At 43.6% G+C, this 14,345-nt stretch carries 11 protein-coding genes; all 11 read right to left on the reverse strand.

Annotation, left to right across the window (positions count from 1 at the left end):
- Window positions 1–4: 4 nt before the first annotated feature.
- The 11 genes from tssK to ATB74_RS08030 all read right to left on the reverse strand — a co-directional run bounded on the left by tssK (window position 5) and on the right by ATB74_RS08030 (window position 14,321).
- A complete protein-coding gene (tssK, locus tag ATB74_RS07980) occupies window positions 5–1,336 on the reverse strand; it encodes a type VI secretion system baseplate subunit TssK (RefSeq protein WP_061017847.1) in 1,332 nt (443 codons plus the stop codon).
- Between the two features lie 41 nt (window positions 1,337–1,377).
- Entirely contained in the window at window positions 1,378–1,866 is a 489-nt protein-coding gene (gene tssJ, locus ATB74_RS07985; protein ID WP_059020392.1) for a type VI secretion system lipoprotein TssJ, read from the reverse strand.
- A complete protein-coding gene (locus tag ATB74_RS07990; RefSeq protein WP_060982128.1) occupies window positions 1,863–2,813 on the reverse strand; it encodes an FHA domain-containing protein in 951 nt (316 codons plus the stop codon). The genes tssJ and ATB74_RS07990 overlap by 4 nt, the downstream gene beginning before the upstream one ends.
- A 3-nt stretch (window positions 2,814–2,816) precedes the next feature.
- Window positions 2,817–3,545, reverse strand: a complete 729-nt coding sequence (locus ATB74_RS07995) for a transporter substrate-binding domain-containing protein (RefSeq protein WP_060982127.1) — start codon at window positions 3,543–3,545, stop codon at window positions 2,817–2,819.
- Window positions 3,532–4,530, reverse strand: coding sequence for an ABC transporter substrate-binding protein (locus ATB74_RS08000; protein ID WP_061017849.1), 999 nt, complete (start codon window positions 4,528–4,530; stop codon window positions 3,532–3,534). Before ATB74_RS08000 ends, ATB74_RS07995 begins: the two co-directional genes overlap by 14 nt.
- Complete coding sequence (locus ATB74_RS08005; RefSeq protein ID WP_061017851.1) at window positions 4,527–7,094, reverse strand: MFS transporter; 2,568 nt, start codon at window positions 7,092–7,094, stop codon at window positions 4,527–4,529. The genes ATB74_RS08000 and ATB74_RS08005 overlap by 4 nt, the downstream gene beginning before the upstream one ends.
- A 10-nt stretch (window positions 7,095–7,104) precedes the next feature.
- Window positions 7,105–9,717, reverse strand: a complete 2,613-nt coding sequence (tssH, locus tag ATB74_RS08010; RefSeq protein WP_060982124.1) for a type VI secretion system ATPase TssH — start codon at window positions 9,715–9,717, stop codon at window positions 7,105–7,107.
- A gap of 46 nt (window positions 9,718–9,763) precedes the next feature.
- On the reverse strand, window positions 9,764–10,696 hold the full coding sequence (locus ATB74_RS08015; RefSeq protein ID WP_060982123.1) for a type VI secretion system baseplate subunit TssG: 933 nt from the start codon (window positions 10,694–10,696) through the stop codon (window positions 9,764–9,766).
- A 64-nt stretch (window positions 10,697–10,760) separates the two neighbouring features.
- Complete coding sequence (tssF, locus tag ATB74_RS08020) at window positions 10,761–12,512, reverse strand: type VI secretion system baseplate subunit TssF (RefSeq protein ID WP_060982122.1); 1,752 nt, start codon at window positions 12,510–12,512, stop codon at window positions 10,761–10,763.
- Window positions 12,505–12,927 carry a type VI secretion system baseplate subunit TssE gene (tssE, locus tag ATB74_RS08025; RefSeq protein ID WP_048606902.1) on the reverse strand — a complete coding sequence of 141 codons (423 nt, stop codon included), beginning with the start codon at window positions 12,925–12,927 and terminating at the stop codon, window positions 12,505–12,507. Before tssE ends, tssF begins: the two co-directional genes overlap by 8 nt.
- The gene (locus ATB74_RS08030; protein ID WP_060982120.1) at window positions 12,927–14,321 is read right to left on the reverse strand and encodes a type VI secretion system contractile sheath domain-containing protein; all 1,395 of its coding nucleotides are present in this window, start codon (window positions 14,319–14,321) and stop codon (window positions 12,927–12,929) included. Before ATB74_RS08030 ends, tssE begins: the two co-directional genes overlap by 1 nt.
- Window positions 14,322–14,345 lie beyond the last annotated feature (24 nt).

The raw sequence follows: 14,345 nt of genomic DNA on the forward strand, positions 1-14,345 counted from the left end.
GCCATTATCTCAACGCGTATAGAACGACTTCGAGAGCAGGAATGCGAGCATCAACGTGCAACGCAATCGCATCACGTGTATCTAGCATATCTAACCAATTTCTGTCTTTTGTATCGACTTCGAAATAAGCGACACCTTGCATCGGCTTAAGCTCACTTGGCGCGATAGGAAGCGGTGTTAATGAGATACCAGACAGCGAGCTTCGAACCAGCTCTACAATCTTGTTGTTACTGCTGAGCTTAGCGGAAATAGGGAACAGCTCATTAAGCTCTATGCTGCTGATGTCGGATTTAACACTCAGAACGAAACGACGGTTATAAACGCTACTTGGATCTTTAATTAACGTGCGCAGCAAACGGCGTTTCTCAAACAGTGAAGTATCCCATTTGAATTCGATTACTGAATCTTGTTGAACCAGCGTGAGTAGGTTTCGTAGGCTCGAAAACAGTGGGTTAAAGTTGTCATAGAGTTTGTCATATTTTAGAGGCTGACACTCACCTGGAATCGCTGGTGTTAACGCCATGATTTGAGCTTCAAATTGTTTTAGTTTTGAATACAGCTCATGGGTAGGGTATTTGGTGTTGCTGATGGTCAACTCAAACCATGGTAGCCAGGTGTTGAGAGTTTGCAGCCACAGAAAATCTTGCATCATAGATTGAGGGCTTTTTTGACCTTGGCCAGCTTCAATGCGTTTTAAAAGGTTTTGAGCTCGGTTGCTTACCAGCGCGTGAATCTCTTTGACTCGCTCGCTGAGTAGGGTCGAAGCGCCGTAATGCAAGCAAGCAGGGATGAAAGCTCTATCAAGCATGACTTCGTCTGAGTCGCTGATTTCTAAAATCTTAGCCACTGGAATTAGGGTAAAGCCAGAGGTGTCTTCTCCTGCGAATTTGAGCCCGATATTCAGCTGAGCTACGTCGACTTCGACACTGGCGTTTTCGGAGGTAGAAGTATCGAATACATTGATTGAACGTGTGATGTAACGACTCTGTTCTTGGCCATCTTCGCTGTAGTCATTATTGCCTTGCAAAGAGATTGGCAGGGCAAGATAGACGATGGTTTCAATGGTGCCTTGTGGAATATCGACAACAATCTCTTGCTTGAGGTTGAATTGGGTTCCATCGGGGAACACACCTGAACAGCTCGGTATAGACAGCTTACCGATCTTTAAGAGATCGTGGTTAAGCACTAGCTCGGTGATGCCAAAGAAAGGGGCAAAACCAGCCAGTGTTTCAATGTTCTGACGAATGTAGTTTTGCACATAGCGATCTTGCTGCTGAAAGTGCTGAGGGGCAATAAACATCCCTTCTTGCCACACTACTTTTTTGAAAGCGTCCACGTAAAATCCTTTTCTATTATTTTTATATATTGGCTTTTTTATTAAAAGATTTGCCACCAGCTGGAGTCAGGCTGTATCACGGCTAACTCTGCTTTCTTCCCTGTAATCGTTAACTCTAAAGTTTGCTCTGGATCCGAAGGCATCATCAAAACGGTCTTGGTTGTGCCATTCTGGTAATCCGCGAATTCGACCAGAGCTGCAATGTATTGCGTGTTTTTGTTGATATCTAACGTCAGCTTTTGCTCTGAGTTAGGTAATACAATCGGTAATACCTGTTTTGAAACTAAGTTAGCTGCCAGTAACTGCAAGTCATTGTTGTATAAGTCAATAAATGGCAGCTGTTTGAACAGCTGTTGATCCGTGAGTTGGTAAAGCCTAACCACAACTGGGTTCGCTTGGTCGTCATTGTATTGGTTGACGGTCGCATCCGCTTTTACGGTCAACGAATACTGTGTGACAACGGGAGCTGGGTCCGATGAAGAACATGCTGTGATCAGTAAACAAAGCGATAAGAGTATGAGGCGTTTCATTCTCTTTCCTCACTTTGCTTTTGCATGTTCTCCATAAACAACGCTTTGAATTGGCGTCTGAAATCCCCGTTGTCTTGACGGTGTTGAAAATGCTTTCGGTAAATCTTCCAATACTTTTTATCTTTGTTGGTAAAAATGCCGCTACTGACATACTCACTAAATTGGCTCTCAAGCTGCTCTGGTGCGAACTCATTTAAGAACTGATCAACGGTTTGTTCTAGGGCGTCGAACAGCGCTTTTTGTTGAAGCTGAGGATTCTGTAAGTATTGTTGGTTCTTTTCGGTCAGCGTGATGAGCTTGTCGATTGACTCTTCAATGCGAGTATTGTTCTCAACATTGACTGGCAGATATTCTAACTCTGCAGAAGAGAGAGTGTTGTTATCGGCGTGAGAGATTTCGTCTACTTCAATGTTCGGTATGACTTTGTCATCGTCCAAATCTTCAAATGGATCAGATGAGAAGGGGTCGTCACTCAGAACATTCTTAGAAGAGAAATTCGAGGTATTCTGAACGGTAGCAACTTCTGGTGAGTCATCTAAAAAGTCGGTATCGCTGTCATCAAGCTTTAAGTTAAAAGGTTCTATAAAAGTTTCATCCTGTGTGGTGTTATTGGTCGCGTTGACTTTTGGGTCACTCAATAAGCTAACCAGCAGTGTATAGCCACCAAGTTTGATGATGTCGCCGTCGGTAATGACGTACTCTTTCTCTTTTGCCAGAGACTTGTCGTTTAGCGATACGCCGTTGTTACTGATGTCTTTAATCACGTAACCACGCTCTGTCGGGTAGAGCTGACAGTGAGTTCTAGAGACCCATTTTGATTGATCTGGCAGCGCAATATCACATGACGGAGAACGACCTAAGCTTCCGCCACTTTCGGGCAGATACGTAACTCTAGAGGAAACAACCTCTTCAGCAGGTACAGAAATCATGTGGACACTGATGGACAATGGCTACTCCTTGCACTTGGATATGGCTGAATTAAAACTGTCTAAGAAACCCGAATAGGTTTTAAGGAATCGATTCGAAAAATAGACCCCCATATCCTTGGTATCTAAATTCGTCGAATTGAAGTAATCGAGTGGTAAAGAGGCTTTATTTAATTCTCTTTTAAAGACCAACTCATCTTCTAAAACAACATCAATTTCCCTTTGTTTTAAAAGTCTTAGTAATACTTTAGCATCTCGTGGCTGCTTAACGACGTTAAATCCATTACGTTTTAGCCAAAACCATTTGTTTGAGCCAAATTTGGCAGAAAAGTTAAGGTTTAACTTTGACAATTCATCAACCTTCGGCTCCACTCCTGGACCAAAATACCAATTCAAAGTCTGTTTCGCGATAGGCGCAGAGAGCGTAGCGTATTCATCACGTTCAGAGGTTTTTGTGGCGACGAAAAATCCGTGTTGGCTACCGCTATGCACGCGCAGTTGTGCGTCCGACCAAGTTGTCATAGTGAGTTGGTAAGGCTGTCCCATCATACCTAAGGCACATTTAACCTTGTCCAAAGCAATTCCTTGCATTGTCGCGTTTTCGTAGCTTTGGTAAGGCGGCCAATCTTGTGTGGTCAGCATTAGGCGAGATGGCCCAATTTTGACTTGAGCAGAAGCACTCACCGACCAAAACGTCGAGGTGAGTAGGGTGATTAACGATAATCTGATGGTAGAGGCTCTAGTTAACGTCATTAGAGTGTCCTATCACTTCAGAAATCTTCAAAATAGACACTGGCGGGTAATAGTCGAGCTTGTGTGCAGCCTCGATATTAACAATATATGAATATTGGCTTAGTGATTCTATTGGAATGTCTGAAGCTTTTTGAGTTCCTTTCAATATGTTTTTCGCTTTGTATCCAGCGAATTGACCAACATTGTAGTAACGGCTGACAATGCCAAACAGGGCCTTATGTTTTCTTATCGGGCTCTCGGTGGCCGAGAATGTGGGGATACCTTTCGAATGTAGCCCTGATACGACTTCCCCTCCTTGGGTGATGATGTATGAATCAGGTGGTAAATAAGCCATATCGACACCATCACGTTTCATATTGTTTATCGTGAGGTTAATTAAGTCGCTGTTTGACTTACTTTTATCAATGTTTAATGGGTACAACATAACACGCTTGTTATAAATTTCCGATAACTCCATCATTTTATTTGCGGTGATAATCGAATTATTTTCGTCAGCGTTATATATAACCCCAAGGCTAGAAATGTTATTGAGCTTTTCTATCGCTTTAAATTGTATTTCATGGGGTACGATATGCGATACACCAGTAAAGTTTCTGTCTGTTGAAGATAAATCAGCGATTAACTTAGAACCCACAGGGTCGGTAACAATACTGAATACAACAGGCGTCGAGTTATTCAGTATAAATTCGCTAGGATCTGTGTAAGTCCCTAATAAATTCAAGGTGATAGTGGTACCGAATGAATAAATGAGGTCGGCATCTTTATATTCTAGATCTCTAATATGTTGTTTGAGTTGTGCTTTATCTCTATTTGCATCAAGAATCGTAAATCTTACATCGACGTGTTGGGATAAATAATCCATGAAGCCTTGTTCGGCATCCGTTACTCCTCGCCATAATAAAAGAATGACGTGTTTTTCATCGTTTTTGGCGAACGAAAGTGGAGTCATTAAAATAAAGCTAAGAACGAACACTATAAATTTCATGATTGAACCCCTAGCTTCTGTTTATCTGACTTCAGAAATATTGAGAAAAACACAATTAAGCTAAAGGAACTCGCGAGTAGCGACGCGCCAAATATAAGAATGGTTTGGTCGTAACCAAAGATGCTCAAACACACCCCAGCTAACATTGGTCCTGCGATATTACCGATACGCTCAGTAAGTCTGAAAATACCGATGATTTTTCCCTTCTCGATTCCTTGACCAGAAAGCAGATCGATAACCAAAGGTATTTGTGGAGAAACACAGATACCGTGTGCAATACCAATGATAATAACGATCAGAAGTAACCCCAATGTCCCTTGGAAGAAATAAAAGTTGAGTAGGGCGAGTGCAGACAGCAGCCCACCAATGAAGATAAAGGCCATTTTGTTTTTAAGCTTGTCGACCAAAATGGCACTCAATGGTGAAATGAGAATAATCGCGAGGCCGTAAGCCATAATCACACGTCCAGAAACAGAGCTGCTTTCGCCAAGGAATTGCAGGTAAACAGGGCAGATGTAGTAAAGGAAACCTGTGAGGACGATCTTCGCTGGGATAGCACTGAAGATTGTTATTAACGCGAAGTACTTGTTGCTCAACAGTAGTTTGAAGTCTTGTAACTTAACGGGCTTACTTGAATTACTGGTGTTCGATTTCTCGAAAAATACATAAACGAGTAACACGCTAAGTGTTGCCAATAACCCTGCAAGCATAAACGTTTCGGAATAGCCCAGCTTCTCCGCGAGAATCCCACCAATCGCGGCGCCACATAAAGAGCCAGAAAAGAAGGCTGACAAGAAAGTCGCCATGCCTTTGGTGCGGTTAGTGTCGTTTGTGGTATCGGACACATAGCCTTGTGCTGAAATGAATACGATACCGTAGCCAACAGCGGTAAAAGCGCGAGCAACGAGTAACAGTTCTAGAGATTGAATGAAAGCAGTCGCGATTAAGCCGACACAGGTGATGAGACCACCTGTCATTAGCGAATGTCTTCTGCCTACTTTGTCTGACCAATAGCCCGCGAATGGCAGTGAGATCGCCCAACACAGCATGAATAGAGAAATAGGTAAACTGGTCACAAGGTTTTCAGGTATCCAGCCTGTGGTATTTTCTAATGAAGAGACAAACGTTGGAAAAAATGCCAGCGAAGAGGCTTCAGAGAACACCAATAAAAACAGCGGCAAGCGAATGAATCGAAAGTCTTGTTTGTCGATATCTTGCGATGGTTGACTTGGCTTGAGCTTAGTGACCGCTTGGTTAGTGAGGTTCAGCAGTTTGCCAATTTCATCGCGAGTAGAGATCTTTGCCAAGTGATTCACAATGTCTCGATTCACCAGCATGAACACTTTCTTTACTTGGTTCCATGGTGAAATAATCATGAAGTTACACATGAATAGAATGATTTCTGCAACAACTAGGCAAGAGGCAACCAACACGGTAATCATATCCATCACGCTCTCTTTGAGCAGGTTGATGATCAGGTTGTTATCGGTAGTGACGTTCAATTGAATCGTGTGGCTATTGTTGAGTGAGAATGTCGATTTTCGGATAGACGGGTGCTCAACTTGTTCTACAGGGTAACGATAGGAAGTGCCAGATTGTCCTTGAAAGTTAATTGATAGAATTTCGCTATGATGATCAACGAAGAACGCAAATTCGTCTTCTAGGCCATGTAGCTTATCGGCAGGAACACCTTTATCGAGTAGCTCTTTAATCATTTGATTTAAAGAGTCGCCAATCAAGTTGGACTTCTGTTCGAGTTTAACCTCGTAAATCTGTGAAAATTTGTCTAAAGATTGATATGAAACTCCTAGGTTAGCAATGATCGTCAGCAGGATCGCAAGAGAGATAATAAACACTGGAAAGTGTTTGTTTTTCAACTTCTCAAACTTAGACAATGATCTTGGCGATTGCAGTGCCTTGTGAGCTTGAGTAATCGTTGGCAGCAATTCATCCGAATCAGTAGCGGATTCAAATATTGCAGTAGCGCCTTTTACTCGGCCAACAATGCCCTCCAATAGGTACTTCAAGGCGACAAAGGCAAATAGGCAAGAGAGTAGTATCCAAATTGCCGAATAGAGGAACTGGATCTTGAGCAAGAAGGTTTTTTGTTGATCTAACAGAGTTGTGGAGTAGTAGAGCTTTACTTGTCCTTCTACTAATCCAAAAGCGTTGGTGATATCGAGCGATAGCTGACGGTCATTTTCATGGTTTTGTTCTCCGGTACCAAATAGTTGTTCACCCGAAGTCGAGACGACAACCAAGGCGGTAATACCATCGACGATTTTTAAACGGCGGTCCAACATGCCTTGTATGTTTGATATTGCTGATAGAGGCAAGCCTAAACTGATGGCTTGGTTGATATCGTTATGTGTTTCTTCCAATACAATTTCATAGATAGAGTCGGAGGTGACAGTGAGCCTGTTCTCGAAATTGAAATAGTTTAATGTTGCATTTAAGGTGATGGAAAACAGCAAAACCGCCATGATGGCTAACATCAATTTAACCCTAAGTGACAGGTTAATTAATGAAGGTTTGGTCAATATTTGGCTGGCTTTGCTGCTCATTGGTTAAGACCTATTTAATCGACAAATCGAAGTCGGCACTGTTGTTCGTCGCGCTAACAGCAACTTGAGTAATCGGTTCGCTACGGCTTAGGCGCCCGATACACTCTTCTGCCAATCTTGGCATTAGAGAACGGTTAATGATTTGCTCGACTGCACGGCCACCTGTCGTTGGATCGGTATTACGGTCGACTACGAATTGAATGAAATCTGCGTCCCAAGTAAAGGAAGCTTGATACTGTTCAGCCAGCTTTTTCTTGATTCGATTTAGCGAGATCTCAGTGATTTTCGCTAACTCTTCATCGTTAAGCGGGTAGTAAGGGACAATGGTGGTTCGTCCTAAGAAAGCAGGTTTGAAGTATTGCTGTAAGTCCGGACGAATCGATTCAAGTAGCTCGTCGTTGTCGATACGTTCTGTTGTCTTCGCGCATACATCACAGATAGCTTGGTCAGCTGCGTTCGACGTCATGATAATGATGGTGTTTTTGAAATCGACAGTTCGCCCTTCACTGTCTTTGATATGGCCTTTATCGAAGATTTGGTAGAATAAGTCATGCACGCCAGGGTGTGCTTTTTCCATTTCGTCTAACAGCAGCACTGAGTATGGGTTGCGTCGGATGGCTTCTGTTAACACACCACCTTCACCAAAGCCGACGTAGCCGGCTGGTGAGCCGAGTAGCATTGAAATTTTATGCTCCTCTTTAAACTCGGTCATGTTGATCACGGTGAGGTCGTTGCTACCTCCGTACAGTTGTTCCGCAAGTGCCATGGCGGTTTCGGTTTTACCCACGCCACTAGGACCACACATTAGGAATACACCAATCGGTTTACGGTTATCGGTTAACCCCGCGCGTGATATGCGAATCGCTTTTGCGAGCTCGTTCTTCGCAACATCCTGACCAATAACTCGGGTATTAAGTTCATCTTCTAGAGTAAGTAGTTTAGCGATTTCATCACTCATCATGTTGCCAACTGGGATACCTGTCCAATTGGCAATCACTTGTGCGATGGTGTTGTCGTCAACCATGGCGTAAACAAGTGGTTCTTCACCTTGCAACTCTGCTAGCTCGGTACGCAGGGTATCGAGCTGTTTTTGCTTGCTCGAGTCAATAGCATCTTGTTCCTGTTCTTCGGTGATATCTTGCTGAACAGCTTTTATTTGATCTACTAGCTCGATCTCTTTTTCCCAACGCGTGTAATAAGCAGCCAATGCTTGTTGGTTTTCTTCGATTGATTGTGTGAGCTCTTTTATCAATTCAGCGCTATTTGAGAACAATGCATCTTCTTTTTCTAACGCCGACTTTTCGTTTTCTTGGTAACGAATGGTTTGCTCTAGCGTTTCCAATACTTCTGGTTTCGCGCCTTGTGTCAGTGCGATTCGCGCACTCGCAGTATCAAGCAGGCTAATGGCTTTGTCTGGCAGTTGGCGACTTGGCAGGTAACGAATCGACAAGTTGACCGCCGCTTCAATCGCGGATTCAGCAATAAAAGCGCCATGGTGAGCTTGCAATGAAGCGGCTACACCACGAAGCATTTGCATCGCATCTTCTGCGTTAGGCTCTTCAATGGTCACGACTTGGAATCGACGTGTCAGGGCGGGGTCTTTTTCGAAGTACTTTTTGTATTCCGCCCATGTTGTCGCAGCGATGGTTTTGAATTCACCACGTGCTAATGCTGGTTTGAGAAGGTTAGCAGCATCGTTTTGTCCGGCAGCGCCGCCTGCACCAATAAGGGTATGAGCTTCATCGATAAATACGATGATGGGTACTTCAGAGCTTTTGACTTCGTTGATGACGTCTTTTAAGCGGTTTTCAAACTCACCTTTAACGCTCGCGCCTGCTTGAAGCAAGCCGAGGTCTAAAGAGTGAATTTGCACGCCTTGCAGAGCACTTGGGACTTCGTCGGCTGCGATTCTTAACGCCAAACCTTCAACAACAGCGGTTTTACCTACGCCGGGTTCACCGACCATAATTGGGTTGTTTTGGCGTTTACGACACAAGATATCAATCGCTTTTCTTACTTCGGCATTACGGCCAGAAATAGGATCGATATTGCCGTCAATCGCTTGTTGAGTCAGATTAACCGTGTACTTGCTCAGTGCGTCGTTACCTGCTGGGGTGGTATCGACAGAGCCACCGGCTGAAGGCGTTGCAGAATTACGTGCAATAGGGGTTTTCTTGATCAAGCCTTGCAGAGATTCGAGTGAAACACTGCTTAATGTTTCAAGTTGCAGGGTATTTACACCCAATACATTTTGCTGCATCAGCGCTTGAATAAGATGCAAGCTGACGATTTCGCCATGACCATAGTTTACAGATGCAATCATCCAAGCATCTTTGATTAATTCAGTTAAGCCATGGCTTAGTGTCGGTTGACCTTCGTTGCCTTTTGGAAGCATAGATATTTTTTTGGAAAGCTCATTCACTAAGGCGTCTAATGACAGCTTTTGAGATTCGCACAACGCCATTAGCTTGGGATCTTTTTGGGAAATAAGCTGAAGGATCCAGTGTTCTGTTTCTATCGCTCCAACACCTTGGTTCATCGCCGCGCCAGCAGACGCTTCCAGCGCTTGCTTGAGTTCGGGAGAAAGTTTTCCTACTAAGTTAGTGAGAGTTACTTGTGTCATAGTCAATTCCTTGTATCTCTATAATCTATACATTCCGTATTACGAACTACAAAAGCAAAATCTTTACGGTTTCATTCGGGTTACGTTCAGGCGCTAGGTAGTCAATCTCACCCAAACGAGCAGCCATCGATACCTTGCTTGATAAACGGGGTCTGGTTAAATATGAACGCTTAACGTTCAGGTAAATGGCAACGGGCGTGCTGTCTTTTAAGTAATGCTGCGTCAAAGACAATACGGCTTTAGCAAATTGGTCATCTTGTTGGATCTCGAGGAACTCATTTCTGTTCTTTGGAGTAACAAAAATACTCAAGTTGTTGAAATGAGCTAGGCAAGTTTTGCCGACCAAAAAACCTTGCCCTAAGCGACTATTAAAATCACGATCTGTACCGATTCGAGTCAATGAATCTGAAGGTAGAAGGCGTCGTTCAAAGGCTTTACATTCAACCTCAATCGAGTATGGGAAATAGTCATTAAGGATCTTCCTCAACGTGGTCAGACTGCGGCTTTGCTGGCTCAAAAGAAGCGAGTATTGCAGATACTCTTTGTGCTCTTTTCCAAGCGCTGCAAAGTGGCTTAACAAGGCAGTCTTTTTTGGGTTTTGCTCGCTTTCTACCAGTAACCAACGCCGTGCATTGGTTCGATAGGTAATCTCATAGTGTCTTTGATTGAACACGTCCAGAAAATCTTGCAGAGAATGATCTTCATTGTGTATTGCCGCTAACAACTCTTCGTAAATGTAATTCGGTATCACACCTTTAACGCCAGAGAGCGCTTGTTTCGCTAGTCTGAGTTTGGCTTTATTTCCCTTTAACGAGAAATATTGAATCTCCTGAGGGTTACCCGTCGGCATCGCCTCTGACTTCAATTGAATCTGTAACGGCGTGGTACTTTGGGACTGAAGTTGTTCTAATAATCTCATCGCCTGAGAGAAGTCGTACTTTTCAGGCTGAGCGGCTAGGTCTTTGATGAAAGGCTTCATATATCCCCCTTACAGCCTAAGCGCTGGTTATTTTCAGTTCGCAGGGTTGCCGATATTCGCTGAGTTATAAGCACAACTGACTACCGTGAATCTTAGGATATTTTTTAACGACACCATCTCGTCCGTAGATTCGGATCTTGAGTTGGATATATCGATCAAAGCTACAAAACTGTTGGAAGAAGCGATTCAACACATCGGCAAATGCCAAGTAGGGCGAGGTTGCATCGAGTGTGAGTTCAATCTCGGTTCCTGGAGAAAATACATTTTTGCCCAGAACGCGAATCGCAGACACTTGAGAGTTAAATGTGATCGAATGAATCATTTGAATTTCAGCGCTCGATACTTGCTCTCGACTGCACAAACTCAACATATGCTTGAGGTCAGCAACCGGATTACTAGACTGCACCAGTGATGAAAAGTTGGTGTTTAGTAAGCTAATGAACTCCCAATGGATATTTTGGTCGACTTCCTTTGTTATGGGTGCCGAAGGTGGATAAATAGGTGAAAAATCGCCGGGCAAATCAATACTCTCTAGGCATTCCAGAGTACCGCTTACGCCACACGCTTGCTTGCCATTTGTACACAACAAGTGAGTACCAAGTAGCTTACTAAATTCAGCTTCTGGCGCTTCAGATAGCGAGATTGCGATGCTCATTTCACCAAAGTGATTGTGTTTACTTTGCCAGTAGTCATATTGCTGATTGTGGGTGTATTTCTCTTTAAAAAGAGGAACTAACGGTATTTCACCGTTAGGCGTGATTTCGTAGACCTTCTGAATTTCGATGATTTCAATATTGTTGTCGCTGTGCGCGTCGGCATTGATGGGAACTGAAAGGGTTCGATGGTCGTAAGAAATAGGTTCACCAGTTTGCTCAAATAGATTAACCGCAGGCATAACGTTTAGCTTGATAACATCTTTATTGAACAAGCGGATGAATTCAGACGGCAGTGAAGACATAAATAAGTTGATCACGATTTCCGACTCATCAAACTGGCTCGCGTATTTCGCGAAGTTCTTGAGCCTAAAGAACTGACGCTTCTCTTTGAAAAAGAAGAATTCGTTGATCAGTTGGTAGCCAGTGAACTGATTGCCGTGCTCGGGTAGGAATTTAAATTCTAGGTCGCTGATTCGATTCTTTAGCTGGTGGCTATCAAGGGTGACGTGTTGAGCGCATTCACTATCAGAGATTGAAATCGACAAGGTGTTGTTGAGTAGCAATTCTACGAGAGAGTCTGCGTTGTTCTCAAAGCCTTTGACGAAGAAGTCGAGGTCATTCAGCTCTAAGTGGCTGAAATGTACTTCGGGGTCGCCAGTGTTCAGTGAGATCTGAACGACCGCTGAGCTTTGATTAGCCGATTTGGGTCTATTGAAGCTAAACGGGGCGCTTAGCGCTTTGATATTGCCTAAGCTAAATGGTGCTATTTTGAGTTCATCAACCGTTCTAAATAGACATTCGTTTTTGGTGTTTGTGCTTGAGAAAAGCGAACCCTTTGGCAAAGTACTCGATTCAATCGGGCCTTCTTCTGCGAGTAATTCAAGATAAGCAACGCTAGGAACGGTTTGTATATAAGACGGGTAGAGCACTCCTAATATACCTTCGATGACCTCAGGCAACTGCTCTGATAGTTTTTTTTCTACCTTAGCATTCAATAGTGCGACGCCATCTAATAGACGAGCCATGCTAGGGTCTTCAATCTTACCTTGATGAATATTGAGCTTCTCAGCGTGCGTCGGGTATTCTTGACCGAACTGACCTAACGAACGGCGGACAAAAGCCAGTTCTTGCTCGAAGTAACGCATAATAGGTTCAGTCATAGTTATCTTCTTCTAATGAGGTGGTTAGGTCACTTAATGCGATTTTGGAGTCAAAGATAAGGTCTTGTTCGCCATGACTTGTCTTAACCTTGGCGATGATGTTGAACGACAGTGAGTTGTCACCCTCTTTGCGCTCTCCAAGCTCTACCGAGATGTCATGGAGTCGAGGTTCAAAGCTTTTAATCCACGTTTCAATACGCAGAGTCAGCTGTGTTTTTTCTAGAGTGGCACTCAGTAATTGAATATCTTCGATACCAAACTTTAAGTTAGAGCGGTTGACTTCTATCAGTCTGTTATCAATATCTGTCAATGATGCCTCTGCTTCAAGGAGCTTGGTGAGATGGAACTTAATGTCTTCAATCTCCGCATCCTGATAGGGCTTTGAATCACTGATGAAGGTCTTCCAAAAGCTCATTACGCCACCTCATTTAGGTCGGTGGTCAGCACAACTTCACCACTGAAGTAATCAAATTGGTATTGGGGAACAATGCGCAGAGTACAAGCGAAGCTGCCTGCTTGAGAACTCGATTCCGTCACGCTCACTTTGGCGAAGCTGAGTGGGTATTTGGATAATGTCTCCTCATTAGCAAATGAAACGTTACTCGAGAACTTTTCGATCCAATGGGTCAAAAACAGCTCACACTCGGTAGCGTTGTTGAAGCTGCCGATCATCTCTCTGACTTGAACTTTTAGGTAATGAGCAATTCTGCAAGACATCAGTGTGGTTTGAATCTGCGTGAGCACTTTGTCATTGTCGTTTTGTCCGCACTGCCAAATTGAGTTGTTACCATTGAAGTAAAACTTATCGGTTAACGGACTCTTCGCTAATGGGATAAAGCCGCTTTGAGCGTAGAAATTCGACAGTTGGCCGAACAAGCTTATATCCGTCACCGGTTTTTGCAGGTGACTGTCGAAATAGTGATTGGTTGGTAGGTTAACGACGGCGCCTTGCAGCTTGTCGTTCCAACGGGACTTGAGGAAGCCAAACCAGTTCACGCGGTGAAACTCTCGCATGATAGTGGTAGCCAGTACCATATTGGCTAATCCCCAAGCACCTTGACCTTGCTCGTTGTAAATGAAGCCAGCTCGTCGATTCTTGTATGCGTCTCTCAGGCGGACTTGTGGTAGAGCCATGCCAATAAAGCGAGAGCTCGGCTTACTGCGTAAATCCTGCCACGCTTTAAAGTCGGGGCCGGAAAGGATCTTATTGATACGTTCGATATCAGACAACCAATCGGCACCGCTTTCACCAAAGAAGGTTGATACGGGAGAGAACAACATAGGGCAGAGTGTCGCTTCACCTAGTTTTCCTAACAGTTCTACGGTAAACAGATCGTCGTAGTCGGCATCAAAATCGATGTCCATCGAGATAGGGTGGCTAAAGGTGATGCAACCAAAAGGGTGACCACCTAAGGTATTCAGTTCGTTATTGCCGATCTTGTTATACAAGTCACTGGATTTGGTTGAATAGGCTTGATTGACGTCACTGGAGATCTCCGCCCAGTTCATATCGAGCAGTTTTACATGCGCTCTTTGGTAACTGACGGGTAGGGAAACAAGCTGCTGAAGGCTTAACCAGTTGCGTTCCAGTTTTTGAAACTCGGGTTCATGCAGGAGCTCATCAAGCTGTAAACTGAGTTTGGAATCGATTGTTGATATAAGTGTTGATATCAATGAAATTAGTGAGGATTTAGATCTTAAGGAGTGTTTGTCTAGCTCAGATAACAGAGATAAAGCCTCTTTCATAAAGGTATTATCTGTGTCATCTAATTGATTGAATCTGTTTTGCCATTCTGTATTTAACTTCATACAAAATTTTTGGCCGGATTGCTC

Source organism: Vibrio splendidus, assembly GCF_001557875.1.
GTDB lineage: Bacteria > Pseudomonadota > Gammaproteobacteria > Enterobacterales > Vibrionaceae > Vibrio > Vibrio splendidus_F.